This window comes from Pseudomonas sp. ok272 (assembly GCF_900109995.1).
In the GTDB taxonomy this organism is placed as follows: domain Bacteria; phylum Pseudomonadota; class Gammaproteobacteria; order Pseudomonadales; family Pseudomonadaceae; genus Aquipseudomonas.
This window is the reverse complement of record NZ_FOCB01000005.1, coordinates 44902-70418: the sequence shown is the minus strand read 5'-3', so window position 1 is coordinate 70418 and position 25517 is coordinate 44902. Positions and strand designations below refer to the sequence as shown.

Genomic DNA, 25517 nt, shown 5'->3' with positions numbered 1-25517 from the left:
GACTCAACCGAGTTCGATCCAGTGCTCTGCACGGGCGACCTCCATGAATTGCTCGATGTCTTCAGCCAACTGCGGCACGCCGGGGAACTGGGCATCCAGCGCCGCGATGATCGCCGCAACGTCACGCTGGCCATCGATCAGGCCACCAATCAGCGCGGCACTTTCGTTGAGCTTGATCATGCCTTCGGGGTACAGCAGCACGTGGCCTTTTTGCGCCGGTTCGTACTGGAAGCGGTAGCCGGGGCGCCAGCGTGGCGTCTTGCTGCGGTCGAAACTCATAGGACGATCCCTTTGTGCCAGACCCGCTGCCCGGTCACGCTGTGATAAGGCGGGCGGTTCAGTTCATAGGCCATGCTCATGGCGTCGAGCATGCTCCAAAGTATGTCCAGTTTGAACTGGAGAATGTCCAGCATGCGCTGCTGGCCTTCGTAGGTGGTGTAGTGCTGCAGGGTGATCGCCAGCCCGTGCTCGACATCGCGCCGGGCCTGGCCCAGGCGGGTGCGGAAGTAGTCGTAGCCGGCCGGGTCGATCCACGGGTAATGCTGCGGCCAACTGTCCAGGCGCGACTGGTGGATCTGCGGGGCGAACAACTCGGTCAGCGAGCTGCTGGCCGCTTCCTGCCAATTGGCGCGACGGGCGAAGTTGACGTAGGCGTCGACGGCGAAACGCACGCCGGGCAGCACCAGCTCCTGAGAGCGCAGCTGATCCGGGTCCAGGCCCACGGCCTGGCCGAGGCGCAGCCAGGCCTCGATGCCACCGTCCTCGCCCGGTGCGCCATCGTGGTCGAGCAGGCGCTGGATCCACTCGCGGCGGATCTCCCGGTCCGGGCAGTTGGCGAGGATGGCGGCGTCCTTGAGCGGGATGTTCACCTGATAGTAGAAGCGGTTGGCGACCCAGCCCTGGACCTGTTCACGGCTGGCCCGGCCTTCATACATCGCCACGTGGTAGGGGTGATGGATGTGGTAGTAGGCGCCTTTGGCCCGCAGCGCGGCTTCGAACTCGGTGGGGGACATTGGGGTGTGGGTCATCTGGGCTCTCCTGGGTACGACCTTTCAAATGCGGCCAGTCCCACATGGGATCTATGGCGCTCGCAAATCCCTGTGGATCGGCTACAGCACGAGATTCATGCCGTCATACGCCACTTCAACCTGGCGTCGTACCAGTTCGGCGCGCTCGGCCGAGTCTTCATCGAGGATCGGGTTGGTGTTGTTGATGTGGATAAGCACCTTGCGTTGCGTGGGGAGTTGCTCCAGCACTTCAAGCATACCGCCGGGGCCATTCTGTGCCAGGTGACCCATTTCCCGGCCGGTGCGAGTGCCGACGCCGCGGCGCTGCATTTCGTCGTCGTCCCACAGCGTGCCGTCCACCAGCAGGCAGTCGGTGCCGGCCATGATCTGCAGCAGCGGCCCATCCACTTTGCCCAGCCCCGGCGCGTAGAACAGCTTGCCGCCGGTGTTCAGGTCTTCGACGATCAGGCCGATGTTGTCACCGGGGTGCGGGTCGAAGCGGTGCGGCGAGTAGGGCGGTGCCGCGCTGCGCAGCGGCAGTGGGGTGAAGCGCAGGTTCGGGCAGGCCGGGATGCTGAAGCGCTGGTCCAGTTCGATGGGATTCCACTGCAGGCCACCGTTCCAGTGGCTGAGCATGGTGAACAGCGGGAAGCCGGTGCTCAGGTCTTCGTGGACCATGTCGGTGCACCACACCTGATGCGGGCAGCCTTCGCGCAGGCTGAGTAGGCCGGTGGTGTGGTCGATCTGGCTGTCCATCAGGATGATCGCCTGCACCCCGGTGTCCCGCAGGGCGCGGCCTGGCTGCAGGGGCGCGAAGCCCTGGAGCTGGGCGCGGATGTCGGGCGAGGCGTTGCACAGGATCCAGTTCACGCCGTCATCGGAGATCGCGATGGACGATTGGGTCCGTGCCTTGGCGTTCAGGCTGCCATCACGAAACCCCGCGCAGTTCACGCAGTTGCAGTTCCACTGCGGAAAACCACCGCCGGCGGCGGAACCTAGAATCTGGACGAACATGTCTGCTCCCTTACCTCAACGCTTGAAAATAAAAACGCCCCGGACCGGCCGAGGCGTTGCACTGCGGTTTTTACCCGGAGGCAAAATCAACGGCTGGCGAAGTACATGGTGACTTCAAAGCCGATGCGCAGGTCGGTGTAAGCGGGTTTGGACCACGTCATAGAAAACCTCCTTCGGGTGGGTGAGAACATTCACCCTATACATATAGTCCACCTCCCCGGGGGAGGTGGTCAGGTGCGGGGAGGACTATGTTACTGAAACGTTTCCGCAAAAAGGAGATATCGATTGAAGAAAGCCCATTACAGCCCCGGTAATGATCAATCGGCCCGTTGCCAGCCGCCCTCTGGAGGGCTGTTGGCCAGGCACCGGCGGCCACCGTCCAGCTGGATCAAGCGGCTTGCCGCCTCCAGCAAGGCACGGCGGTCCAGGCGTGACACCGCCTGCTGCAGTTCAATCAGGTAATCCGACGAATGGCCCGCCAGCTTGCCCTGCCAAAGCAGTTCAAAGGCCTGCGGCAGTGGCATGGCCTGGGTGTCGAGTTGCTGCGCCAGGGCGTGTTGCTGCAGGCGTAGCGTCGCGTCATCGAGGGCGGCGATCAGCTCGGGCAGTTGCTGGAGGAAGCGTTCCACATGCTCAAGCAGTTCCTTGACCGGCGCGTGCGGCGATTGCACGCCCAGCAGCATCCCGGTCTGCCCGTTGATCTGTCGGATACCGCTGAACACGGCGTAGCCCAGTTGCCGTTCAACCCGTAGGCGCTGATAGAACGGCGTCTGGCAGATATGCCCGAGCATGCGCCAGGCGGCTTCGTCGGCCAGTTCCAGACTCGGTGCCGGGCAGAACAGCAGCACGGCATGCTCACTGCCGGTGCACGGCACGTGCGACCAGAGTCGGCAGCCGGCAATCGACAAGGGGGCGCTGAACGGGCCGTCGGGGCTGCCCGGCGCTCGGCTCAGGGCGCGGGTGATGGCGCTCTGCGCGGTGGCGGACAGGCCTGCGGCCAGTCCGTCCCAATGGGCGCCGGCCCAGCGTTGTTGCAGGTCCTCGAGGGTGGCGCTGCCGAGTGCCGGGGCTGAGCTTTGCCCCAGGCAATGGACGGGCAGCGCCTTGAGCAGTTGGCGGATGGCGATCGGCGGCGTCGCCCGATCGCCGCCTTGCCAGGCCTCGGCCTGTGGGCTGGCCAGGCAGTGCAGCGCCTGTTCGAGAATCGCCGGCATCGGCTCATGCCAGCCGCTGAGTGTCAGCCGCCATTGATTGCCGGTTTCGTTGAAGGACAACGCGACACCCGCCTGTAGGGCATCGTCACTCAGGCTCTGCAGGCTGCGGCGCAGCACCGGTGCCAGGTTGGCGGGGGCTGGCGCGTCGAGGCACCAGCGCAGGCACAGCACCGAGTCCCCCGAGTTGTCGCTCAAGGCCTGGCTGAACTGCATCGATGAGCGCTCGCGCCGTCCCCGGGTACGATCCTGGGCGAAGGTGCGCAGGCCGCGGTGGGCGCTGGTCTGCCCACGGATCAGCCCGGCAGGTGCCGGCTCTTCGGCACTGCGCAGGAACGGGTTGGCCGCGGGCAATTGCCAGGCGACCCCCAGGTGGTTCGCTGGTGGGGCGGCCATTTGCTGCAAGATCGCCTTGAGGGCGATCACGCCCGACTCCGGCAGTTGGGGCGCCAATGACTCGCTGTCCAGTCGGGCCAGGGTCAAGGCCTGGCTGGATTGGCGCTTGCGCTGTTGCTGCAAGGCGTACTCCGCGCGCAGTGCCGACCAGTCGGCCTGCTGCGCGAAGAAGTGCAGCCAGTCGTGGAACAGCGCCGTGATGGTTGGCGCGGCGGCTGCGGCATCGGTCAGGGTGAAGGCAACGTGCAGCAGCGCCTGTCCGCCAAACTGATACAGCGGCGTGGCCTTGAGCTGTTCGATCAGATGGCGCTGGCGCAGTTCGGCCAGCAGGCCCCCGGGCTTTGTGGTGTTGACCCAGGTACAGAGAAAGTCCAGGGCTTCGCGGGAGGCATCGGGCAGCGCTTCCAGGGTAAACAGCAGGTCGAGGCGACGCTCACTGGCCTGTTGGTAGTGAGCGCTGGCGCCGGTCATCAGCGCCGGTGGCGTGTCCTGGGCTGACGTCTCTTTGCTGATGAAGGCGGCGCCAAAGCTGTTGGCCAGGGTGTGCAGTTCATCCAGCGGCATCGGGCCGACCAGGCTCAGGCTCATCCGGGCACTGTGGTAGAAGCGTTGGTGGAAGGCCCGTAGCGCCTGTTGAAACGCGGGCTGCTCGACTTTCAGGCTGTCGCGGTTGCCGGCGTGCACGCCGCGCAGCGGATGATCCGCCGCCAATCCCGCGAACAACGCGTGTTGCTGCTGCGCCGAGGCATCCTGGGACCAGGCGATGAATTCGGCCTCCAGCACTTCCCGTTCGCGCCGTTGATCGTCCGGGTCCAGGCGTGGCTGGGCGAGCATGTCCTGGAGACGCTCAAGCCCGCCGGCGAAGGCGTGGGGTGGCAGTTCGAAGAAAAAGTCGGTGTGGCGCTCGCGGGTGCTGGCGTTCAACTGCCCGCCGTGTTGCTGCACGTAGGCCATCAGTCCATCGCCTGCGGGAAACCGCGGGGTGCCGAGAAACAGCAAATGCTCCACCAAGTGCGCCAGCCCGGGCCAGGCGTGTGGGGCGTCGTGGCTGCCGGCGGCCACGCGCAACACGGCGGCGCAGCGCTTCAAACCGGGGGCATGGCGAAGGGCAACCCGCAGGCCGTTGGCCAGGGTTGCGGTGTGGGGATGAAGGTGGGTCGGCGCAGGCATGAGCACTTCCGCTACAGAGGAAGCGCTCATGCTAGCGAAAAGCCCGGGTCAGTGCTTGTTCAGCGCGCCGTAGAGCGCTGGGCGGCGGTCGATCAAGTAGCGATTGGCCGCGCGGGAATCGCGCATTGCCTGCCGGTCGAGGGTGCCGACAATCAGCGCTTCGTCCAACCCGGCCTGGGCAATGCGAGTGCCATCGGGGGCGGCGATGCTGCTCTGGCCGCAATAGTGGATATCGCCTTCGTGGCCACAATAGTTGGCGTAGGCCACGTAGCACTGGTTCTCGTAGGCCCGCGAGCGCACGGTGACGTCTGCGATGAAGTCGTAGGGGATCATGTTGGCCGTCGGCACCAGGATCAGTTCGGCGCCCGCCAGCGCCAGGCGCCGGGCGTTCTCCGGGAACTCCAGGTCGTAGCAGATCAGAAACCCGAGGGTCCAGCCGTTGAGCTCCACCAGCGGGAACTGATCGGCCCCGGCGCTGAACATTGAATGGTCGAGGTCGCCGAACAGGTGGGTCTTGCGGTAATTGGCCAGGCGCTGCCCATGGCGGTCGATCAACTGCACGGCGTTGTAGATCTGCCCATCCTCGGCCCGTTCCGGATAGCCGTAGACAATGGCGATGTCGTGCGCCCTGGCGATGTCGGCGATGCGTTGCGCGCAGTCGCCGTCTTGCGCTTCGGCCAAGGCCCCGACCGCTTCGACTCCAATGTTGTAGCCGGTCAGGAACATCTCCGGGAACACCAGCAGGTCAGCGTCGCTGGCCTCGGTCGCGAGTTGCTGCAAGCGTTGCAGGTTGCCGGCAACGTCCAGTGGCAACGGAGGGCATTGGTAAAGAGCTACGCGCATGTCGGACTCCTCTTACTCGGGCAGGGCAATTGGCCCGATCTCATTGAACACATCGCCCGGGCCGGGGTTCTCGGCGTGGGTGGCGCCGCCAAAGTGATTCATGATGCCCCACACCGCGTTGAGCGAGGTCTGGACCGCACCCTCGACCCAGGCCGGGGTCCAGGAAACATCGTCACCGGCGATAAAGATCCCGCGTTGCTCGCTCGGCATCTCCTGCTGCATGAAGTGCGCGTACATGCGCTGGTTGTAGCGGTAGTGGCCGGGTAGGGCGCCCTTGAACGCGCCGAGGAAATGCGGGTCGGCTTCCCAGGACACGGTGATCGGATCGCCGATGATCCGCGCCGCGATGTCGACGTTCGGGTAGATTTTCTTCAGGGCGTCGAGGGCCAGCTTCACGCGTTTTTCGATGGGTTGCGGGAGCATTTTCAGCGCATCGCTCATCCACGAGTACGACAGGCAGATCACCCCGGGCTTATCGTCGCCATTGTCGAACAGGTAAGTGCCACGGGTCAGGCGATCGGTGAGGGTCATGCTCATCAGGTCGCGCCCAGTCTCCGGGTCTTTGTCCTTCCAGAACGGCCGGTCGACCATGACGAAGGTCTTCGACGATTGCATGTAGCGGGTGCGATCCAGGGCCATCCACATCTTCTGCGAGAACAACGACTCTTCACACTCGATCTGGGTGGTCAGCAGCCAGCTCTGGCAGGTGGTCAGCACGGCGGCGTATTCGCGGGTGTCGCCCCAGTTGTCGGTGACACTGAAGCGCCCGTCGGCGGCGCGGGCGATGCGCTTGACGCCGGTGCGTGGCGCGCCGTTGTGCAGCGAGCTCAGGCTGGTGCCTTCAGGCCAGTGGGCGCAGCGCTGCGGCGCATGGCGCCAGATGCCCAGCGGCACCTGCTCGACGCCGCCGACCACCAGGTGCTGGTGATCGTCGCAGTTGGTCATCACTACGCGGAAGATTTCCAGCATCGAATTGGGGAAGTCCGAATCCCAGCCGCCGGTGCCGAAACCGACCTGGCCGAACACTTCGCGGTGATGGAACGACAGCTTGGCGAACGCCTTTGAGGTGGCGACAAAATCGTAGAACGTGCGGTCATCCCACAGCGGCACCAGGGTGTTCCACAGCGCTTTGAGGCGTGGCACGTCGCGGTCGCGAATGGCTTGCTGGATCTCGCCAAAGCGCGAGCCGTCCTCCAGGGCATCGGCCCAGGCGTCGGCCACTTCCTGGAACAGTGCGGGAAGGTCGGCGAGCTTTTGTGCGTAATGGGTCTGGCCTTCGAGGTCGATGACCGTGCTGCCGGAGGCCGGGGTCAGCGGATTGGGGAAGGGCTTGGTCTCCAGGCCCAGCTTGTCGACGTAGTGATAGAAGGCGGTGGAGGACACCGGGAAACGCATGCCACCCAACTCGGCGATGATCCCTTCGGCCCCCTCGAACGCTTGGGAGCGCAGGCGCCCGCCCATTTTCGAGGCCTCGTAGACCACGGGCTTGAGGCCCAGCTTCATCAGTTCGTAGGCGGCGACCAGCCCAGCGATGCCAGCCCCGACAATCGCCACTTCCGCCCCGTGGTTGTGCGCGGGGATGCTGCCCAGGCCGGCCGGGTGCTCGATCCAGTCGTCGAAGGCGAAAGGAAAGTCCGGGCCAAAGATGGTGATTGGTTTTTTACCGTCTGCAGGATGGCGATTATTGTTGTTCATGGCTGACCTTGCTGGCGACTGGCACCGAGGTGCTGAGTATAGGAAAAGACTGTCGCCATTCTAGGGAGCGTTACGTACGTTAATAAGACGCAATGTGTCGTCGTTTTGTGTGGTTTTAATGCGATATGACGAAGCTGGTGGTCAGACTGGCTGACCGCGATCAATTTTGCTGCTGAGGATGATCGAGGTCGTGGTCTTGTCCACGCCATCGACGCTGCCGATCTGGTCGAGCAGTTGATCCAGCTGTTCCGGTGAGTCGGTGCGCAGCCAGGCCACGTAATCGAACTCGCCACTCACCGCGCACAGTTGCTGGACCTGGGCCATGGTGCTGAGCCGGCGCAACACTTCCTTGCCCGAACGCGGCTGCACGGTGATCCCGACATAGGCCTGCAAGCCGCCATCCACCACGCGCTGGCCCAGGCGTACGCCGTAGCCGGTGATGACCTTGCTCTTCTCCAGCCGGGCCAGGCGAGAGGTCACTGTGGTGCGGGCGATGCCCAGTTGCCGAGCCAGCATGGCCACGCTTTCACGGGCGTTGAGCTGCAGGGCGGCAATCAACTGGTGGTCGATTTCATCGAGGACAGGCGGGCGTGTGGCGGGCAAGGTGTTCTCCGGCGCGGGCGTCAATGGGCGAGCATGTTACAGACTCATCCGGGTTGGCGCTCGCGACGGTCGTGTCAGGTTGGGGGTGGGCGTATGCATCCGACCTGACTCGCCTGCTGCCCGCGTGATCCTGATGACTCAGTGATGCGAGCACAGAAATGAGGGGCTATGCGGCCGCTGCCGTATTTGCACGTATTATTGGTGGCTCGTGAGCAACGCTAGCCATTTAGCTGGACTCAATGCAAGTCGCGCCGAGTGGTGTCATGTTTCTTTAAAACAGCTTAAACGGATGGGCTGCACATCCATCCAGGAGAACGCCGCAAGTGGAATACATGGACTGGGAGAATCTAAAAAGATTCTGGCGCATCGAAGTAATGGGCGGTGAGCACAAGCCCCTCAAGCTCAAGAAAATGCTTCACCGGATCCGCCTGAAAGAACAAGAGCACTACCTGTTCTGGTTCCGGCTGGCCCAGCACTTCTACCGGCGTCCCAAGGGACTGCTCAACTACCCCAAGCTCGCCCGACGGATCCACGCACGCCTGGTACGTACCCACGGGATCGACATCATGCTGGCAGCAGAGATAGGCCCCGGCCTGAACTTCGCGCACCGTGTCGGGATCGTTATTGCGGATGCGGCGCGCATCGGTGACAACCTGTTTATCCGCCAGAACACCACCATCGGTGTCAGGGCTACGGGCCAGAAGGGGTTGATCTACATCGGTAACAACGTCGAGTTGGGCGCCAACGTGTGCATCATCGGCGACGACCTGCGCATTGGCGACAATGTCACCGTCGGGGCGATGGCCTTTATCAACAAGGACATCCCGGATAACAGCAGTTGCTATACCCGGCATGTCACGATGATCAATCCGAAGTGAAGAACCGTCGCCGGCGCGTTGCTAGGTTGGGGTGACGGTCCGCGCTGCCCTGCTGGCAGCAGGACAAAAGCTGTCCAATAGTGTGCGGGGCTGCCTTGGCCAGAAACCACCGTTAACAATTTCCTGGCTAACCGGCGTGGTAGGGCGGCCGCTGAAGCTCATAGAATAATTCCCTTGAGGTCATATTCCTTGGGTGGAATATTGGCGTGAGTTGGGATATTGAGTACACCGACGAATTTGGAGGCTGGTGGGAAGGCCTGGAGGCCAAAGAGCAGGCCAGCGTGTCGGCTAGCGTAGACCTGCTGGGCGTGCTTGGCCCCGGTCTGCGTTATCCCCACTGCTCGGACATCAGAGGCTCGCGGCATGGCAACCTCCGAGAGCTGCGCGTGCAACATGCAGGCCGGCCTTATCGTGTGCTGTATGCGTTTGATCCACGCCGCTGTGCGTTACTGCTGATTGGCGGCGATAAAACGGGTCAAGGCCGCTGGTATGAGGACTATGTCCCGCTGGCGGAAAAGTTGTACGACGAACACTTGGAAACACTGCGTAAAGAGGGCCGTAACAATGGCTAAGAAATTTGCTGAACTTCAAGCTCGCATGTCACCAGAGTCCCGCGCCGAGGCGCAGCAACTGTTCCAGCAACACCTTAAGGAAATGCCTTTGCATGAGTTGCGCAAGGCTCAGGAGCTGAGTCAGGCAACCCTGGCCAAAACCCTGCACATCAACCAAGCGGCGATCTCCAAAATGGAACGCCGCACTGACATGTACATCAGCACCCTGCGCAACTACATCCGCGCCATGGGGGGCGAGCTGGAAATCATCGCGACCTTCCCCGAAGGGCAGGTCAAGATCGAGAACTTCGCTGACTGAGCCGCACCGCCCGATGTCCATACCACTCTCTACAAACCCAGCCCTTGGCCGGGTTTGTTATTAATGGGGCGGTGGACACTTTCTGGAGGTGGGGCTAGAGACGTGAACCGTCAGACAAGCAAAAGCCGCGCAATGCGCGGCTTTCAATGTGGTGGGCCTACACGGACTCGAACCGTGGACCAAAGGATTATGAGTCCTCTGCTCTAACCAACTGAGCTATAGGCCCTCAGTAGGTCGCGGATTATAGCGACGGTTTCTCGGCTGTGCTATCCGAAAAGTCTGAAACTGCGATACGAAGAAACGTTGCGGCGAATTCGTCGGCGGGCAGTGGCAGGCTGACGATGTAGCCCTGGATCTGTTCGCAGCCTTCGCCCGCCAGGAATTGTTGTTGTGCCTGGCTCTCGACCCCCTCGGCGATGATCGTGAACTGCATGCTGCGGCCCAGGGCGATGATGGCGCGGACGATCGCCACATCGTGGGGGTCATCCGGCAGGCCGCGAACAAAGGACTGGTCGATTTTCAGGTAGTCCAGCGGCAGGCGCTTGAGATAGCTCAGGGACGAGTAGCCGGTGCCGAAGTCATCAATCGCCAGTTGTACCCCGAGGTGTTTGAGTTGGTGCAGGACTTCAAGGGCCTCTTCGGCCTGGCTCATGATGAAGTTTTCGGTGATCTCCAGTTGCAACAGCCCTGGATTGAGGTGGTTGTCCTTGAGCAGTTGCTCGATACGCGCCAGCAAATTGGGTTGGCGTAGCTGTGCACCGGCCAGGTTGACCGACAGTGAGCCAAAACCTTCGTAGCACCTTTGCCATGCCTGCATTTGCAGGCAAGCCTGTTCCAGCACCCAATCGCCAATTTGCAGGATCATGCCGTTCTCTTCGGCCAGGGCGATGAAGTGCTCGGGCGGAACATCGCCAAAGACGGGGTGATGCCAGCGGATCAGGGCCTCGGCTCCGACCAGTTGTGGGTGGATGAGGCTGATTTTGGGCTGATAGAACAGGGTCAGTTCATTGCGTTCGATGGCGCGGCGCAGTTCATGCTCCAGGGCGACACGTTCGCTGGCCTGGGCGGTGAGGTCGCGGGTATAGCTTTCAACACGGTTGCGCCCTTTGGCCTTGGAGCGGTACATCGCCGCATCGGCGTTCTTGACCAGGGTGGCGACATCGCGGCCATCCTTGGGGTAGAGGCTGGTGCCGATGCTGGCGCTGATGAAAAACTCGTGTTCGCCGGCCTGAAACGGTGCGCCGAAGCAGTTCAGCAACTTGTTGGCGATATGGTCGGCATCGCTCGCCTGCTGCAGGCCGGGCAGCAGGATAATGAACTCATCGCCCCCCAGGCGGGCGACGGTATCGATGTCGCGCACTTGTTCCTTGAGGCGCACGGCGATGCCTTTGAGCAACAGATCGCCCACCGGATGGCCAAGGCTGTCGTTGATGTGCTTGAAGCGGTCGACATCGAGAAACAGCACCGCGCCCTGGCTGCCGTTGTCCTGTTGGGCGTTCAGGGCGCCCAGCAGGCGGCTTTCGAACAGCGTACGGTTCGGCAGGCCGGTCAGTGGGTCGTGGTGCGCCTGGTAGTCGAGCTTGGCCTGGGCGTGCTTGAGACTGGAGATGTCGGCAAACACCGCCACGAAGTGGGTGATGAAGCGGTCCTTGTTGCGCACGGCGCTGATGGTCAGCCAGCTGGGATAGACCTCGCCGTTCTTGCGCCGGTTGGAGATCTCGCCCTGCCAATGGCCTTCGTCGGTCAACTGATGCCACATGGCCGCGTAGAAGGCGCTGTCGTGCAGGCCTGAGGCCAGTAGTCGGGGGGTATGGCCCAGGGCTTCGGTCTCGCTGTAGCCGGTGATCTCGGTGAATGCGCGGTTGACGGCGCTGATGTGCTGTTGCGTATCGGTGATCAGCACGCCTTCGGCGGTGCTCTCGAATACGGTGGCGGCCTGTTGCAGTTTTTCCTGCATCAGGTGGCGCTCGGTGATGTCCCGGGCGATGGTCAGCATGCATTCGTCATCGCCGATAGGCAGCGGTCGGCTGGACATTTCGCACAAGCGAACCTGCCCATCGCTGCGGCGGATGTGGCAACTGAAGTCGCGGACAAAGCCGTCGCGCTTGAGCAGGTCGAGCATTTGCTTGCGCTCGTTGAGATTGACCCAGATGCCCAGGTCCAGGGTGGAGCGGTCCAGTGACATTGCGCTGTTGAAGCCGGTAATGCGGCTGAAGCCTTCGTTGACTTCCAGCAGCAGGCCATCACTGACCCGTGACAGCAACAAGCCGTCCGGCGAGGCGTGGAAGGCCTTGGCAAACTTCTCCTCGGAGGTCTGCAGCTGCTGTTGGGTCTCCTTGAGCTGGCTGATGTCGCGTACAGCGACCACCAGGGCCGGGGTGGTGTCGAGCTCGAAGGGCTCGGCGGAAATCAGCCCGGTGAACACATGGCCATTACTGCGGCGAAAGGGCATCTCCAGGTTGCGGATACTGCCGGCCTGCAGGCGTTGCAGCAGGCCAGGACCCACGCCGGCGATGCCCCAGATGTTGAGGTCGGTGGCTGTCCGGCCAATGACTTGTTCGGCGCTGAGTCCGATCTGCTCCTCGAACGCTTTGTTGACCTCCAGCAGGCAGCCGTCGGACAGGCGGGCGATCACCAGGATGTCCGGGCATTGCTGGAACACCGAGGCGAACTTTTGCTCCGATAGGCGCAGGGCTTCCTCGGTGTGCTTGGCATCGCTGATGTCGATCATCAGCCCGCGCAGCACCGGTTCGTGGCCGTGCTCGATCAGGCTGACGATATCGCGTACCCAGAGGCAGCGGCCATCGGCGGTGATGACTCGATAGTCGAGGCTGTGGTCACGCCCGGCGAGCACCTCGTGATCGCAAAAGCTCTGGGCGCGCGTCAGATCGGCGGGGTGAATGATGTTGCGCCAGAAGCCCGGAATCAGCCAATGGGACAGGGGATAACCCAGCAGGTCTTCGGCGTGGGGGGAAACGTAGCTGTAGGTGAAATCGCTGATGCGCGCTTCCCAGGCAATCGCGGATAGGCTTTCTACCAGGCCACGGTAATGGTATTCGCTGGAGCGTAGCTCTTGTTCGAGGGCGACTCGGCGAGCGATTTCCGAGCTGAGGCGGCGATTGATGCGAATCACCACCGCCAGCACGGCGACCAGCAACAGTATGCCGGGGAGGCCGTACATCAACAGGTCCGACCAGAACGTGCGTCGATCCAGCACGTTGCCGACCCAGTGCTCCTGGATGGCGCTGATTTCTCCCGGACTCATGTCGGCCAGGACCTTGTCCAGTATGCCGACCAGCACTTTGTCGTCCAGCGGCACCGCCATCGCTAGTTGAAAGCGGTAGGGGGTTTCTCCGCTGACGTAGATCCCTTCGAGTTTGAGTTGGCGCAGTGTCCAGACACTTGAAGCCAGGTCGCCGACCACGGCGTCTACCTGGTGGATAGCCAGGGCTTGCAACGCTGCGCTGACGTTGGGCATGGGCACCAGATTGAGGTCGGGATGGTGCGTGCGCAGCAGTTCGTGGGGGGCGTAGTTTTCCACGACGGCGATTTTCAGGCCGTACAAACCTTCAATATTGTGTGGCTGGGCGCCGCCAACGTGAGCCAGGATGACAATTGGGAAGTCCAGGTAGGGGCGGGTGAACGAAAGATAGTTCTGGCGCTCCGGGGTGGACATGATACCGGGTAAGAGATCGAGCTTGTCGTGCTTGACCAGGTCCAGGACTTGCGTCCAGTTCGCGGGTTCGATGGGGGTGATGCTGGTTGCCAGGCGGTCTCGCACAACGTTGATGTAGTCAGCGGTGAGGCCCTGGTAGCGGCCCTGGTCATCACGGAATTCAAAAGGCGGCCACGAGGCATCGACACCCAGGCGCAGTTGCGGGTGAGCTGCAAGCCAGCCACGTTCTTCGTCAGTGAGCGTCAGTGCGCCAGCCGTTGCGGTCCAGGTCATCAGCGACAGTAGCAGCACGGCCGGGAGTCTGGGCATAACGGTCTCGTTATGGCTCGGGGGAATGTTTCGAGTGTAGACGGGCTACGGGGAGGGGGCGAAGCCGGCGGGATTTAATCTATAGAAAGCAAAACCCCCGGCCTGGGCCGGGGGTTTTGTGGTTACTCGTCGAGGAAGGAGCGCAGATGCTCGCTTCTCGTCGGGTGGCGCAGCTTGCGCAGCGCCTTGGCTTCGATCTGGCGAATCCGCTCACGGGTAACGTCGAACTGCTTACCAACTTCCTCAAGGGTGTGGTCGGTATTCATGTCGATGCCAAAGCGCATGCGCAGGACCTTGGCTTCACGGGCAGTGAGGCCGGAAAGTACTTCGCGAGTCGCTTCTTTAAGGCTCTCAACGGTAGCGACATCGATTGGCGACTGCATGGTCGAGTCTTCGATGAAGTCACCCAGGTGAGAGTCTTCGTCATCACCGATCGGGGTTTCCATGGAGATCGGCTCTTTAGCGATCTTCAATACCTTGCGGATCTTGTCCTCAGGCATTTCCATGCGTTCGCCCAGCTCTTCCGGGGTCGGTTCGCGACCCATTTCCTGCAACATCTGGCGGGAAATACGGTTGAGCTTGTTGATCGTCTCGATCATGTGCACCGGAATACGGATGGTGCGGGCCTGGTCGGCGATCGAGCGAGTGATCGCCTGACGGATCCACCAGGTGGCATAAGTCGAGAACTTGTAGCCGCGACGGTATTCGAACTTGTCCACCGCTTTCATCAAGCCAATGTTGCCTTCCTGGATCAGATCGAGGAATTGCAGGCCACGGTTGGTGTACTTCTTGGCGATGGAGATCACCAGACGCAAGTTCGCTTCGACCATCTCTTTCTTCGCACGGCGGGCCTTGGCCTCACCGATTGACATGCGACGGTTGATGTCCTTGATCTCGGCGATCGTCAAACCGGTTTCGGTTTGCAGTGCGATCAGCTTCTGCTGGCAACGAATGATGTCAGGCTGCAGGCGACCAATGGCTTCGGCGTATTTGCCCTTGCCCTTGGCGAGTGCATCGGTCCAGCTTTCGTCAACTTCGTTGCCCGGGAACTGGCGCAGGAAGTCAGCGCGCGGCATGCGAGCATCACGCACACACAGCTGCATGATCGCGCGCTCTTGCTGACGCAGACGATCAAGGGCGCTGCGAACACGTTCAACCAGGCCTTCGAATTGCTTCGGGACCAGTTTGATCGGCATGAACAGCTCAGCCAGCGCAATCAGCTCGGCAATCGCTTGCTTGCTGTTACGGCCGTGCTTTTTCAGCGCCTTGCGGGTGATTTCCATCTGATCGGACACGGCGCCAAAACGCTGGGCCGCGATGATCGGGTCTGGACCGCTTTCGGCTTCTTCTTCGTCGTCACTGGCTTCAGCGTCTTCTTCTTCGGCGTCGTCGGCAGCTGGAGCTGCTTTCGGGTCGACAGGAGGCGGCACTTCTGCAGCAGGCGGCGCAATGCCGTCGTCCGGGTCGATGTAACCGCTCAGGACGTCGGACAGGCGGCCACCTTCGGTGGTGACGCGAGTGTATTCGGAGAGAATGTGATCAACCGTGCCAGGGAAGTGCGCAATTGCGCCCATCACTTCACGGATGCCCTCTTCAATACGCTTGGCGATTTCAATTTCGCCTTCACGCGTGAGGAGCTCCACCGTACCCATTTCACGCATGTACATGCGCACGGGGTCGGTAGTGCGACCAATGTCGGTCTCGACCGCTGCCAACGCTGCTGCTGCCTCTTCGGCCGCGGCTTCGTCGGTATCGGCGTCGGCCAGCATAAGGGAATCCTTATCTGGCGCAACCTCGAATACGTTGATCCCCATGTCATTGATCATGCGGATGATGTCTTCCACCTGTTCCGGATCTGAAATATCCTCCGGCAGGTGGTCGTTGACCTCCGCGTAAGTCAGGTAGCCCTGCTCACGACCAAGTGTGATCAACTCTTTGATACGAGACTGCTGTTGCGCTTTTCCGGACATAACACCCTATCCACTGAAGGTCTTGGCGGGCAAAAAACAAGCCGAGGATTATACCTGAGCTATGACCTCACGCGCCAGTTGAGGTCGGGTTTGATGCGGAAACATTGCGACTCAGTAGGTCGCGCAGTTGGTTTTTTTCGTCGCTACTCAATTCGCTTTGACGTGCTTTCCTGAGCAGTTGCTCAAGATTTCGCTCGCGTTGGCGGGCTGACAAGCTAGTTATGGTGTCGAAAAACTGTTGTTCAAGGTTATCGCCCTCAATCAGCCATTCCTTTTCTGCCAGCGCCTTGAGCAATCGACCTTGTTCGGTGCCATGCCAACGTGCAATCAGTTGAAATGAGTTTAGCTTGGGATTCTTCTGTACGGCTTCGAGCAGTGCCACCAGCAACTGTGTGTTGGATTGGTCCTCGGCCGCGAAGTGCCCGGCGTCCTCGACTTTTTCTGCCAGTTGCGGGTGATGCAGCAAGGTTCGCAGTGCCGCCAGTGTAGGCGGCTCGACAGCGGCCGGTATCCGCGGGGCGCGGGGCTGGTCGTGGTCGCCGCCGCGCTTGCCCTTTTTGTCCCAGGGTTTGCTGTCCCACTTCTTGCCGCCGGCGCCAGGTTTCTTTGGCGTCCATTCCTGCTGGGGCGCGTAGGCGTCCTGCGGCTGATGGTAGTCGCTATAGTCCGGCATGGCGTCGTAATCGATGCCGGGGTCGTAGGCCGGAGGCGCTTCCTGCGGGGCGCTGTGCACCAACTGGCTCACCGCTTCGCCGCTCAGTCCGGTGATTTCACTCAGGCGTTGGCGCATCAGGGTGCGCAAGTTGGCCCCCGGAACCTTGTCGATCAGTGGTGCCGCGAGGGTGGCCATGTGGGCCTTGCCTTCAAGCGAGCGCGGGTCGGACTCCTCGATCAGTTGCTGGAAAAAGTAATCGGCCAGCGGCTGGGCGTGTTGATTGATCCGGGCGCGGAAGGCGTCGGTGCCTTCGGAGCGGACCAGTGTGTCCGGGTCCTCGCCCTCGGGCAGGAACAGAAAGCGCGCGCGGCGTCCGTCCTGCAGGCTCGAAAGCGTTGACTCCAGGGCGCGCCACGCGGCGTTGCGGCCTGCTTGGTCGCCATCGAAGCAAAACAGCACGCTGGGCACCACGCGAAACAGGCGCTTGAGGTGTTCTTCGCTGGTGGCGGTGCCGAGCGTGGCGACGGCATTGCGCAAGCCTTGCTGGGCCAGCGCGATAACGTCCATATAGCCCTCGACGACAATGATCTCATCGAGGTTGCGGTTGTTTTTGCGTGCTTCATACAGGCCGTAGAGTTCCTGGCCCTTGTGAAACACTGGGGTTTCCGGCGAGTTCAGGTACTTGGGTTTGTCGTCGCCCAGCACGCGCCCACCAAAGGCAATGATGCGCCCGCGACTGTCGCGGATCGGGAACATGACGCGGTCGCGGAAGCGGTCGTAGCGCTTGCCCGTTTCGGCGTTCTCGATCAGCAGGCCGGCATCGATCATGGCTTTCTGTTGCAGGGTATCGTTGCTCAAGTGCTTGAACAGGTTGTCCCAGCCGGGTGGGGCAAAGCCGAGGCCGAAGTCCCGGGCGATTTCGCCGGTCAGGCCGCGGCCTTTGAGGTAGTCCACGGCCGCTTTGCGCGCCGGATGGCTTTTGAGGGCCTGGCGATAAAAGTCGGCGGCGGCGCTGAGCAGCGGATAGAGCGGTGAGTCGGTCGGTTGCCGAGGTTTGTGCGGGCGCCCGCTTTCCTCGCGCGGTATTTCCATGCCCGCGGCTTTGGCCAGGTCCTCGATCGCCTGGGGAAAGTCCAGGTTGTCGTGGTCCATGATGAAGCCAAGGGCGTTGCCCCCCGCGCCGCAGCCAAAGCAGTAATAGAACTGTTTGTCCGGGCTGACGCTGAAGGAGGGGGTTTTTTCTTTGTGGAACGGGCAGCAGGCGGTGTAGTTCTTGCCGGCTTTTTTCAGTTGCAGGCGCGAGCTGACCACATCGACGATGTCGGTGCGGTTCAGAAGGTCGTCAATAAAGCTCTGGGGAATTAGCCCGGCCATGGCGTTCTCGTCATCACTGCGCTGAAGGTTTGACCCGCGCGAAGAGCGTCCTGATGCTGGTCATTGTTTTGAGGCGCGGCAGATGTGCGGCTCGACCAGGTATCGTCTGCGTATTCGCTATCGGGAAGTTTATCTGCCGAAAATCTGATGACGTTAGCGCCAATCGACATTCGACTGTTTGAAAATAATGCGCTGAATCCGAAAGTCACCGTTAACCGGCCTCGGGCAGCTCAAAATCAGGCGCGGGAGAGTGCGCTTTGGCTGATCGTCAATGTAGGAGGATCAGTAAAAGGTGTGCTCGTCAGTAGCCTTGGAAGGCTCGTCAGAAGAGACGTGCACCGCTGGCAAAAGAGCCAGGTCTGACGTGTGAAGCAGATTCGTCCAAGTCGCGTCTGCGGCTTTGACGGTGAAGCATCAAGCGATATCCGCAAATGCCATAAGCCCGGCTGAGGGCCGGGCTTGGCAGAAGCTTGCTACGATCGTCTGTGTATTAGTACAGACGAACGGCGCGGCGCTGTTCGCGCTGAACTTTCTTGGCGTGACGCTTAACAGCAGCTGCTGCCTTGCGCTTACGCTCAGAAGTAGGCTTCTCGTAAAATTCGCGGCTACGAACTTCGGCCAGTACACCGGCTTTTTCGCAGGAGCGCTTGAAACGACGCAGAGCTACGTCGAAGGGTTCGTTCTCTTTAACTTTGACGGCTGGCATCCAGAGCTACCTTCATTCATTACCGGGGTCGACATCCTCGCGGCAAAAGAGCACTTGAAGACGTCGGTTTTTAAGGGTTGCGGATGTTAACCCCTCATCGACCGGAATGCAAAGCCTCTGATCGAAAACCGCTAGTCGGGGCAACCTGTGGAGACTATCATGCGCGCCTTCGAAATTGGCCTAAACAAGGCGCAAACCCATGCTAGTACTGGGATTAGAAACTTCCTGCGATGAAACCGGCGTCGCACTTTACGACAGTGAAAAAGGCTTGTTGGCCGACGCGCTGTTTAGTCAGATCGACCTGCATCGTGCCTATGGTGGCGTAGTGCCGGAGCTGGCGTCGCGCGACCACGTCAAGCGCATGCTGCCCTTGATTCGCCAGGTGTTGGCCGAGGCGGACTGTGTGCCGACCGAGATCGATGCCATCGCCTATACCGCGGGTCCTGGCCTGGTCGGTGCGTTGTTGGTGGGCGCTTCCTGTGCGCAGGCGCTGGCGTTTGCCTGGGGGATTCCGGCCCTCGGTGTGCACCACATGGAAGGTCACTTGCTGGCGCCGATGCTGGAGCCGCAACCGCCTGAATTCCCGTTCGTCGCTTTGTTGGTGTCGGGAGGGCATACGCAACTGGTTCGGGTCGATGGCATTGGCCAGTACGAGCTGCTGGGCGAGACCCTCGACGATGCCGCCGGTGAAGCCTTCGACAAGACGGCAAAGATGATGGGGCTCAACTATCCGGGCGGTCCGGAGATTGCTCGGTTGGCGGATCAGGGGGTTGCCGGACGCTTCGTCTTCCCGCGGCCGATGTGTGATCGTCCAGGCCTGGCGTTCAGCTTCAGTGGCTTGAAAACCTTTGCCCTGAACACCTGGCAGCAATGTGTCAGTGCTGGAGACGACAACGAGCAAACGCGTAGCGACATCTCGCTGGCCTTCCAGCAGGCGGTGGTGGAAACTTTGACCATCAAGTGCAAGCGTGCCTTGAAGCAGGCCGGCCTCAAGCGTTTGGTGATCGCCGGTGGTGTGAGTGCCAACAAGGCGCTGCGGGTTTCCCTGGAGAAAATGCTCGGCGACATGAAGGGCGACGTTTACTACGCACGTCCGGAGTTCTGCACCGATAACGGCGCGATGATCGCTTTTGCCGGCTGTCAGCGCCTGCAAGCTGGCCAGCATGAAAGCCTGGCAATCAGCGTGCAGGCGCGTTGGCCGATGGAGCAGTTGTCACCGCTGTAACAGTGCAGTGGCAGGCGTTGTGCCTATCCTCGGCGTTTAAAAATGCCGTTCGCGCCCGGCAAACAGGTCGCGTAGATTGCCACGATGACGCCAGACGATCAGTGCCGTCAGTACGCTCATGGGGAGCAAGGCGGCCGGCTCCTGCCAGGCCAGCAATGGCAGGGTCAGGGGTGTGGCGATCAGTGCCGCCAGGGAGCTGGTGCGCGTGAGGTAGAAGGTCAGGAGCCAGGCGCCGATGGCCAGGAGCGCTGCCGGAGGGTAGAGCCCCAGCAGCATGCCGGCCGCCGTTGCAACGCCTTTGCCGCCGCGAAAGCGGAAGTACAGTGGGAGCAGGTGCCCGACCACGGCACATACACCAATCCAGGCTTGTTGTTGTATCGACAGGCCGGCGAGAGCGGCGATCAATACCGGCAACAAGCCTTTGCACAGGTCGCCCAGTAACGTCAGGACGGCGAGCTTTTTGCCCGCCAGGCGTAACATGTTGGTGGCGCCGGCATTGCCCGAGCCACTCATTCGCGGATCGGGGTTACCGGTCAGGCGGCTGAGCAAGATGGCGAAGGACAGAGAGCCAAGCAGGTAGGCGAGGATCGCCAGTAACCAAAACATGCTAACTATTCCGGGCGAGGACGCCCTGATTCTAACGGCGCATTGCGCCCTTGTCGTGCTGCGGAGAAAAGTGCTTGGACAGAGTGTTTATCGAGGGCCTGGAAGTCGACACGGTAATTGGTGCCTACGACTGGGAGCGCGGCATCCGTCAGTGTTTGCGTCTGGATCTGAGCTTCGCCTGGGATAATCGCCCGGCGGCGGCCGGCGATGACCTGACCCTGGCGCTCGATTACGCCAGCGTTTCGGCGCGTATCCAGGCGTTTGCCGAGCAGGCGCAGTTTCAGTTGGTGGAGACCTTTGCCGAGCGTCTGGCGCAGGTGTTGATGAGTGAGTTCCAGATCACCTGGATGCGTCTGAAGCTGACCAAGCCTGGGGCTGTCCCGGCGGCCAGCGGCGTCGGTGTGGAGATCGAGCGCGGATGTCGCTAACTCAGGTATTTCTTGGGCTTGGCAGCAATGTCGAGCGCGAAGCACATTTGCGCGCGGGGTTGGAGGTGCTCTCCGGGGTGCTGGTGGATATGCGCTGCTCGCCGGTGTTCGAGAGTCAGCCGGTGGGGATCAAGAGCGGACCGTTCTTCAACTTCGTGGTGGCGGGTTTTACTGACCTGCCATTGAAGGTGCTGGACCGGCGTTTGAAGATGATCGAGGCGGATAGCGGGCGTTATGCCCCGGATCGCAAAGGGTTGCCGCTGGATATCGACGTGCTGTTGTACGGCGATCAAGTGGGTGACTTCGATGGCTTGATCCTGCCGCGTGCGGAAATCCTGAAGAACGCTTTTGTGCTGTGGCCGTTGTCGTTGATTGCGCCGGACGAAGTGCATCCGGGTGTAGGCAAGGGTTTTTCGGTGTTGTGGCGCGAGGCGCAGATTGATCAGGTGCTGGCGCCCGTGGCGTTTGAGTGGCGGGGTGAGCCACTCACGCCTTCGAGTATGTTGTAAGGCGCGCCGTACCGCTCGCTCCTACGGAGAGGTTAGCGACTCGAATCGGTAGGAGCGAGGCTTGCCCTAATGCCAGTCAGTTAAGCGAAACCCGCGTGGGAGCGAGCCTGCTCGCGATAGCAGTAGGTCAGTCAACGGAGATGTTGGCTGTGTTGCCGTCATCGCGAGCAGGCTCGCTCCCACAGGTTTGGCGCCTTAACTGACTGGCATTAAGACTTGCCCGCGAAGGCATCGCATCAGGTCAATGCGTTTTCTTTGTAACTCTTCAACGCCTTGAGCCGTTCGCGCTTGAGGGCTTCTCCCAGTTCCGGGCCCTTGAAACCTTGCTCCAGCAGCGGCTGAGTCGCGACGCTTCGTGCTGCTTCGGCGGCCCCGCGCAGGTACTGCGCCTGTGGATAACTGCGCTGTTCAAAGCCCTTGCGCCCGCGGGCGTCCATCTCGCACGCCGCCACGAACTCTTCGAAGCGCTGCGGTCGTCGATACACGTCGAAGCTCTGCAATAACTCCAGCAACGTCGAGGGTTTGAGCTCCAGGGCGCGATGGCCATGGGTGTGATACTGACCGACCAATAGCGCCAGTTCCTGGCAATCCTTGGGTGCCTTGAAGCGTTCGTTGACCGCCTTGATCAGTCTTAGGCCCCGGTGCTCGTGGGCAATATGCCTTGGCCATTCGCTTTCGGGGGTCAGGCCTTTGCCCAGGTCGTGCAGCAGGCAGGCCCAGCGTACGGTCAGCGGCTGTTGGTAGCGCGCCGACTGCTCCAGGACGCTCAGGGTGTGCACGCCGCTGTCGATTTCCGGGTGATGGGCTTCGGGTTGCGGCACGCCAAACAGTGCATTGATTTCAGGGAGCAAGACTGCCAGTGCGCCGCAGTCGCGCAGGACCTGGATGAATACCTGGGGCTGGTCTTCCATCAGGGCTCGTGCGATTTCTTTCCAGCAGCGTTCGGCGGTCAGGGCTTCAAGTTCGCCGGATTCGCTGAGCTGGCGCATCAGCTCCAGCGTTTCGGGCTCCACTGTAAAGCCGAGGCCGGCATAGCGTGCGGCGAAGCGGGCGACACGCAAGACTCGCAGGGGATCTTCGGCGAACGCGGGGGAAACATGGCGAAGTAGGCGGGCGTCAAGATCACGTTGGCCGTGGTAGGGGTCGGTCAGTTGGCCGTGAGCGTCTTCGGCCATGGCATTGATTGTCAGGTCGCGGCGGATCAGGTCTTCTTCCAGGGTGACTTCGGGGCTCGCGTGGAACGTGAACCCACCGTAACCGCGCCCGCTCTTGCGTTCGGTGCGGGCCAGGGCGTACTCCTCACCGGTCTTGGGGTGCAGGAAGACCGGGAAATCGGCGCCAACGGGGCGAAAACCCTTGGCGAGCATTTCTTCGGTGCTGGCACCGACCACCACCCAGTCGATATCGGTGACAGGCCTGCCGAGCAGGCGATCGCGAACCGCGCCGCCGACTTTATAAATCTGCATAAAACACCTCCGTTAGCGCGACAGGATAACCGGTGTGTCGAGCTTTCGGAGGTGCAGGGTGTTTCAAAGGTGGATAACGGCCAGGTCGAGCCTGCCGTATTCACCCTCGCTATGCTCCGTCCTGGGCGGTACGTGATGGGTCTTCATGACCTGATCGCCTTGCAGGGTCTCCAGGTGAATGTCGAAGCCCCACAGGCGGTGCAGGTGCTTGAGGACCTCGTCGGTGGAGTCGCCCAGTGGTTTACGGTCGTGCTGTTGATGGCGCAGCGTCAGCGAGCGGTCGCCTCGGCGGTCGATGCTGTAGATCTGTACGTTGGGTTCGCGGTTGCCCAGGTTGTATTGGGCGGCCAGGGTTTCACGGATGGTGCGGTAGCCTTCCTCGTCATGGATGGCCGGTACCAGGAGGTCGTCCTTTTGGTCGTCATCGAGAATGCTGAACAGCTTCAGGTCGCGGATCACCTGGGGCGACAGGTACTGCAGGATAAAACTCTCATCCTTGAAGCTACTCATGGCGAACTTGAGGGCTGATAGCCAGTCGGTCCCGGCGATGTCCGGGAACCAGCGGTAATCTTCCTCGGTGGGCTTCTCGCACATGCGCCGAATATCGCGGTACATGGCAAAGCCCAGGGTGTAGGGATTGATCCCGTTGTAGTACGGGCTGTCAAACCCGGGCTGGTAGACGACGGCGGTGTGCGAGGTCAGGAACTCCATCATGAAGCCGTCGGTGACCAGTCCTTCGTCGTACAGGTCGTTCATCAGGGTGTAGTGCCAGAACGTGGCCCAGCCTTCGTTCATTACCTGGGTTTGGCGCTGTGGATAAAAATACTGGGCGATCTTGCGCACGATTCGCACGATCTCCCGTTGCCACGGCTCTAGCAGCGGAGCGTGTTTCTCGATGAAGTAGAGGATGTTCTCCTGCGGCTCGGCGGGAAACCGGGCGTTGTCTTTCTCGTTGTACTTGTCGGCGCCTTTGGGAATGGTGCGCCACAGGTCGTTGATCTGCTTTTGCAGGTGTTCTTCGCGGTCCTTCTGCCGGCGTCGCTCTTCCTCGGCGGAAATCGGATAAGGGCGTTTGTAGCGGTCGACGCCGTAGTTCATCAGTGCGTGGCAGGAGTCCAGCAGGTCCTCTACCGCATCGATCCCGTGGCGCTCCTCGCACTGCATGATGTACTGCTTGGCGAACACCAGGTAGTCGATGATCGAGCTGGCGTCGGTCCAGGTCCGGAACAGGTAGTTGCCCTTGAAGAAGCTGTTGTGGCCATAGCAGGCGTGCGCCACCACCAGTGCCTGCATGCAGATGGTGTTTTCTTCCATCAGGTAGGCGATGCATGGGTCCGAGTTGATCACGATTTCATAGGCCAGCCCCATCTGGCCGCGGCTGTAGGACTTTTCGGTGCTGAGGAAATGCTTGCCATAGGACCAGTGGTGGTAACCCAGGGGCATGCCGACCGAGGCATAGGCGTCCATCATCTGCTCGGCGGTGATCACTTCGATCTGGTTGGGGTAGGTGTCCAGTGCATAGCGGGCCGCAATACGGCTGATTTCGCGGTCGTAGGCCTGGATCAGCTCGAATGTCCATTCGGAGCCGGTGGAAATGGGTTGGCGCTTCTGCTCTTTGGCGGTCATGTCACTAACCTGCGCTGGAAGAGTTCACGGAAGACCGGATAGATATCCCCGGCCGAGACCAGTTGCTGCTGGGCAAATGTATCGGGGAAGGCGTCGGCGATACGCTCATATTCGTACCACAGGGCCTGGTGTTCGCGCGGGGTGATCTCTACGTAAGTGTAGTACTGCACAAAGGGCATGATCTGGTTGATCAGGATGTCGCGGCAGATCGGTGAGTCGTCGTTCCAGTTGTCGCCATCGGAGGCCTGGGCGGCGTAGATGTTCCAGTCGTTGCTTGGGTAGCGCTCGGCAATGATCTCTTGCATCAGCTTCAGGGCGCTGGAGACGATGGTGCCGCCGGTTTCCCGCGAGTAGAAAAACTCTTCCTCGTCGACTTCCCGGGCGCTGGTGTGGTGGCGAATGAACACGACGTCGATCTTGTCGTAGTTCCGTTTCAGGAACAGGTACAGCAGGATGAAGAAGCGCTTGGCGATGTCCTTGGTGGCCTGGGTCATGGACCCCGAAACGTCCATCAGGCAGAACATCACCGCCTTGGAGCTGGGGTTGGGCTGCTTGATCAGCAGGTTGTACTTGAGGTCGAAGGTGTCGAGAAACGGCACGCGGTGGATGCGCGCGCTCAGGCGTTCGATTTCTGCTTCCAGGGCCTGAATGTCGCCGAAGTTGTCGGGTTCTTCGCGCTTCAGGCGCTCAAGCTCGTCCTTTGCGATGCGCAGTTTGGCTCGGCTGCTGCCTGACAGTGCAATGCGCCGTGCGTGGGCCGAGCGCAGGGTACGGATGATGTTGATGCGGGACGGGTTGCCCTCGTTACTGATGCCGGCGCGTACGGTCTTGAAGGTATCGGTGCCGGCGAGGTTGCGTTTGACCAGGTTGGGCAGCTCCAGGTCCTCGAACATGAATTCGAGGAACTCTTCCTGGGTGATCTGGAACACGAACTCGTCCATGCCTTCGCCGGAGTTGCCCGCCTTGCCTGGGCCTTTGCCGCCGCCACCGCCGGGTGGACGGGCAATGTGTTCGCCGCTGGTGAACTCCTTGTTGCCGGGGTGCACGACGGTCTGCTTGCCGCCGCGACCATGGTGAAGCACCGGCTCGTCGATATCGCGGCCGGGAATGCTGATCTGTTCGCCATGCTCCATGTCGGTAATGGAGCGGCGGCTCACCGCCTCTTCGACGGCCTTCTTGATGTGATCACGGTAGCGCCGCAAAAAGCGCTGGCGGTTCACCGTGCTCTTGTTCTTGCCATTGAGGCGTCGGTCGATCACATAGCTCATGGGCCCCTCCGG

The 25517-nt window shown here is 61.3% G+C and carries 22 protein-coding genes and 1 tRNA gene; 6 read left to right on the top strand and 17 right to left on the bottom strand.

The annotated features are described in order from the left end of the window. Nucleotides 1–3 precede the first annotated feature (3 nt). The 8 genes from pqqD to BMW74_RS09775 all read right to left on the bottom strand — a co-directional run bounded on the left by pqqD (nt 4) and on the right by BMW74_RS09775 (nt 7939). Nucleotides 4–279 carry a pyrroloquinoline quinone biosynthesis peptide chaperone PqqD gene (gene pqqD / locus BMW74_RS09810; RefSeq protein ID WP_093417703.1) on the bottom strand — a complete coding sequence of 92 codons (276 nt, stop codon included), beginning with the start codon at nt 277–279 and terminating at the stop codon, nt 4–6. Next, nucleotides 276–1028 (bottom strand): pyrroloquinoline-quinone synthase PqqC, encoded by a 753-nt coding sequence (gene pqqC / locus BMW74_RS09805; RefSeq protein WP_093417700.1) that lies wholly within the window; start codon nt 1026–1028, stop codon nt 276–278. The genes pqqD and pqqC overlap by 4 nt, the downstream gene beginning before the upstream one ends. Nucleotides 1029–1109: 81 nt before the next feature. After that, entirely contained in the window at nt 1110–2021 is a 912-nt protein-coding gene (pqqB, locus tag BMW74_RS09800) for a pyrroloquinoline quinone biosynthesis protein PqqB (RefSeq protein WP_093417696.1), read from the bottom strand. 86 nt (nt 2022–2107) lie between these two features. Continuing rightward, on the bottom strand, nt 2108–2182 hold the full coding sequence (gene pqqA, locus BMW74_RS09795; protein WP_003194766.1) for a pyrroloquinoline quinone precursor peptide PqqA: 75 nt from the start codon (nt 2180–2182) through the stop codon (nt 2108–2110). A 156-nt stretch (nt 2183–2338) separates the two neighbouring features. Beyond that, nucleotides 2339–4798 carry a pyrroloquinoline quinone biosynthesis protein PqqF gene (gene pqqF, locus BMW74_RS09790; RefSeq protein WP_093417693.1) on the bottom strand — a complete coding sequence of 820 codons (2460 nt, stop codon included), beginning with the start codon at nt 4796–4798 and terminating at the stop codon, nt 2339–2341. 48 nt (nt 4799–4846) lie between these two features. After that, nucleotides 4847–5641, bottom strand: a complete 795-nt coding sequence (locus tag BMW74_RS09785; protein ID WP_093417690.1) for a carbon-nitrogen hydrolase family protein — start codon at nt 5639–5641, stop codon at nt 4847–4849. 12 nt (nt 5642–5653) lie between these two features. After that, nucleotides 5654–7336, bottom strand: a complete 1683-nt coding sequence (locus tag BMW74_RS09780; RefSeq protein WP_093417686.1) for a flavin monoamine oxidase family protein — start codon at nt 7334–7336, stop codon at nt 5654–5656. Nucleotides 7337–7477: 141 nt separating this feature from the next. Further along, a complete protein-coding gene (locus BMW74_RS09775; RefSeq protein WP_093417681.1) occupies nt 7478–7939 on the bottom strand; it encodes an Lrp/AsnC family transcriptional regulator in 462 nt (153 codons plus the stop codon). Between the two features lie 332 nt (nt 7940–8271). Between BMW74_RS09775 and BMW74_RS09770 the strand changes: the two genes are divergently transcribed. The 3 genes from BMW74_RS09770 (at nt 8272) to BMW74_RS09760 (ending at nt 9687) form a co-directional block, all read left to right on the top strand. After that, nucleotides 8272–8817 carry a serine acetyltransferase gene (locus tag BMW74_RS09770; RefSeq protein ID WP_093417675.1) on the top strand — a complete coding sequence of 182 codons (546 nt, stop codon included), beginning with the start codon at nt 8272–8274 and terminating at the stop codon, nt 8815–8817. A gap of 206 nt (nt 8818–9023) precedes the next feature. Next, the gene (locus tag BMW74_RS09765) at nt 9024–9389 is read left to right on the top strand and encodes a type II toxin-antitoxin system RelE/ParE family toxin (RefSeq protein ID WP_093417671.1); all 366 of its coding nucleotides are present in this window, start codon (nt 9024–9026) and stop codon (nt 9387–9389) included. After that, nucleotides 9382–9687, top strand: coding sequence for an XRE family transcriptional regulator (locus BMW74_RS09760; RefSeq protein ID WP_093417666.1), 306 nt, complete (start codon nt 9382–9384; stop codon nt 9685–9687). The genes BMW74_RS09765 and BMW74_RS09760 overlap by 8 nt, the downstream gene beginning before the upstream one ends. A 149-nt stretch (nt 9688–9836) precedes the next feature. On the opposite strand, the gene BMW74_RS09755 is transcribed toward BMW74_RS09760, so the two are convergent. From BMW74_RS09755 to rpsU, 5 genes are all read right to left on the bottom strand, one after another. Further along, a tRNA-Ile gene (locus BMW74_RS09755) sits at nt 9837–9913 on the bottom strand. A gap of 15 nt (nt 9914–9928) precedes the next feature. Then, a complete protein-coding gene (locus BMW74_RS09750; RefSeq protein ID WP_093417660.1) occupies nt 9929–13672 on the bottom strand; it encodes a bifunctional diguanylate cyclase/phosphodiesterase in 3744 nt (1247 codons plus the stop codon). A gap of 122 nt (nt 13673–13794) precedes the next feature. Continuing rightward, nucleotides 13795–15642, bottom strand: a complete 1848-nt coding sequence (gene rpoD / locus BMW74_RS09745) for an RNA polymerase sigma factor RpoD (RefSeq protein WP_093417655.1) — start codon at nt 15640–15642, stop codon at nt 13795–13797. Nucleotides 15643–15709: 67 nt separating this feature from the next. Then, on the bottom strand, nt 15710–17671 hold the full coding sequence (gene dnaG / locus BMW74_RS09735) for a DNA primase (protein WP_093417650.1): 1962 nt from the start codon (nt 17669–17671) through the stop codon (nt 15710–15712). Nucleotides 17672–18161: 490 nt separating this feature from the next. Then, the gene (gene rpsU, locus BMW74_RS09730) at nt 18162–18377 is read right to left on the bottom strand and encodes a 30S ribosomal protein S21 (RefSeq protein ID WP_002551877.1); all 216 of its coding nucleotides are present in this window, start codon (nt 18375–18377) and stop codon (nt 18162–18164) included. Nucleotides 18378–18576: 199 nt separating this feature from the next. Here rpsU and tsaD point away from each other — a divergent pair, with 199 nt between their 5' ends. Continuing rightward, nucleotides 18577–19602, top strand: a complete 1026-nt coding sequence (gene tsaD, locus BMW74_RS09725) for a tRNA (adenosine(37)-N6)-threonylcarbamoyltransferase complex transferase subunit TsaD (RefSeq protein ID WP_093417645.1) — start codon at nt 18577–18579, stop codon at nt 19600–19602. 36 nt (nt 19603–19638) lie between these two features. Here tsaD and plsY read toward each other — a convergent pair whose 3' ends face one another. Beyond that, complete coding sequence (gene plsY / locus BMW74_RS09720) at nt 19639–20208, bottom strand: glycerol-3-phosphate 1-O-acyltransferase PlsY (RefSeq protein ID WP_093417640.1); 570 nt, start codon at nt 20206–20208, stop codon at nt 19639–19641. A gap of 74 nt (nt 20209–20282) precedes the next feature. Between plsY and folB the strand changes: the two genes are divergently transcribed. Both folB and folK read left to right on the top strand, forming a co-directional pair. Further along, nucleotides 20283–20636, top strand: coding sequence for a dihydroneopterin aldolase (gene folB / locus BMW74_RS09715; RefSeq protein ID WP_093417634.1), 354 nt, complete (start codon nt 20283–20285; stop codon nt 20634–20636). Continuing rightward, a complete protein-coding gene (gene folK, locus BMW74_RS09710) occupies nt 20627–21145 on the top strand; it encodes a 2-amino-4-hydroxy-6-hydroxymethyldihydropteridine diphosphokinase (RefSeq protein ID WP_093417629.1) in 519 nt (172 codons plus the stop codon). The genes folB and folK overlap by 10 nt, the downstream gene beginning before the upstream one ends. 236 nt (nt 21146–21381) lie before the next feature. Here folK and BMW74_RS09705 read toward each other — a convergent pair whose 3' ends face one another. The 3 genes from BMW74_RS09705 to BMW74_RS09695 form a co-directional block, all read right to left on the bottom strand. Then, the gene (locus tag BMW74_RS09705) at nt 21382–22611 is read right to left on the bottom strand and encodes a multifunctional CCA addition/repair protein (protein WP_093417624.1); all 1230 of its coding nucleotides are present in this window, start codon (nt 22609–22611) and stop codon (nt 21382–21384) included. Between the two features lie 63 nt (nt 22612–22674). Continuing rightward, on the bottom strand, nt 22675–24237 hold the full coding sequence (locus BMW74_RS09700) for a SpoVR family protein (protein ID WP_093417620.1): 1563 nt from the start codon (nt 24235–24237) through the stop codon (nt 22675–22677). Then, complete coding sequence (locus BMW74_RS09695; protein WP_093417616.1) at nt 24234–25505, bottom strand: YeaH/YhbH family protein; 1272 nt, start codon at nt 25503–25505, stop codon at nt 24234–24236. The genes BMW74_RS09700 and BMW74_RS09695 overlap by 4 nt, the downstream gene beginning before the upstream one ends. Nucleotides 25506–25517 lie beyond the last annotated feature (12 nt).

What these genes read in the sequence shown, in the direction of transcription:
- dnaG (WP_093417650.1), bottom strand. Translation starts at nt 17,671, where the DNA reads ATGGCCGGGCTAATTCCCCAGAGCTTTATTGACGACCTTCTGAACCGC.
- BMW74_RS09770 (WP_093417675.1), top strand. Translation starts at nt 8,272, where the DNA reads ATGGACTGGGAGAATCTAAAAAGATTCTGGCGCATCGAAGTAATGGGC.
- tsaD (WP_093417645.1), top strand. Translation starts at nt 18,577, where the DNA reads ATGCTAGTACTGGGATTAGAAACTTCCTGCGATGAAACCGGCGTCGCA.
- pqqF (WP_093417693.1), bottom strand. Translation starts at nt 4,798, where the DNA reads ATGCCTGCGCCGACCCACCTTCATCCCCACACCGCAACCCTGGCCAAC.
- BMW74_RS09785 (WP_093417690.1), bottom strand. Translation starts at nt 5,641, where the DNA reads ATGCGCGTAGCTCTTTACCAATGCCCTCCGTTGCCACTGGACGTTGCC.
- pqqC (WP_093417700.1), bottom strand. Translation starts at nt 1,028, where the DNA reads ATGACCCACACCCCAATGTCCCCCACCGAGTTCGAAGCCGCGCTGCGG.
- BMW74_RS09750 (WP_093417660.1), bottom strand. Translation starts at nt 13,672, where the DNA reads ATGCCCAGACTCCCGGCCGTGCTGCTACTGTCGCTGATGACCTGGACC.
- plsY (WP_093417640.1), bottom strand. Translation starts at nt 20,208, where the DNA reads ATGTTTTGGTTACTGGCGATCCTCGCCTACCTGCTTGGCTCTCTGTCC.
- BMW74_RS09780 (WP_093417686.1), bottom strand. Translation starts at nt 7,336, where the DNA reads ATGAACAACAATAATCGCCATCCTGCAGACGGTAAAAAACCAATCACC.
- pqqB (WP_093417696.1), bottom strand. Translation starts at nt 2,021, where the DNA reads ATGTTCGTCCAGATTCTAGGTTCCGCCGCCGGCGGTGGTTTTCCGCAG.
- BMW74_RS09705 (WP_093417624.1), bottom strand. Translation starts at nt 22,611, where the DNA reads ATGCAGATTTATAAAGTCGGCGGCGCGGTTCGCGATCGCCTGCTCGGC.
- rpsU (WP_002551877.1), bottom strand. Translation starts at nt 18,377, where the DNA reads ATGCCAGCCGTCAAAGTTAAAGAGAACGAACCCTTCGACGTAGCTCTG.
- BMW74_RS09695 (WP_093417616.1), bottom strand. Translation starts at nt 25,505, where the DNA reads ATGAGCTATGTGATCGACCGACGCCTCAATGGCAAGAACAAGAGCACG.
- rpoD (WP_093417655.1), bottom strand. Translation starts at nt 15,642, where the DNA reads ATGTCCGGAAAAGCGCAACAGCAGTCTCGTATCAAAGAGTTGATCACA.
- BMW74_RS09760 (WP_093417666.1), top strand. Translation starts at nt 9,382, where the DNA reads ATGGCTAAGAAATTTGCTGAACTTCAAGCTCGCATGTCACCAGAGTCC.
- BMW74_RS09700 (WP_093417620.1), bottom strand. Translation starts at nt 24,237, where the DNA reads ATGACCGCCAAAGAGCAGAAGCGCCAACCCATTTCCACCGGCTCCGAA.
- pqqD (WP_093417703.1), bottom strand. Translation starts at nt 279, where the DNA reads ATGAGTTTCGACCGCAGCAAGACGCCACGCTGGCGCCCCGGCTACCGC.
- folK (WP_093417629.1), top strand. Translation starts at nt 20,627, where the DNA reads ATGTCGCTAACTCAGGTATTTCTTGGGCTTGGCAGCAATGTCGAGCGC.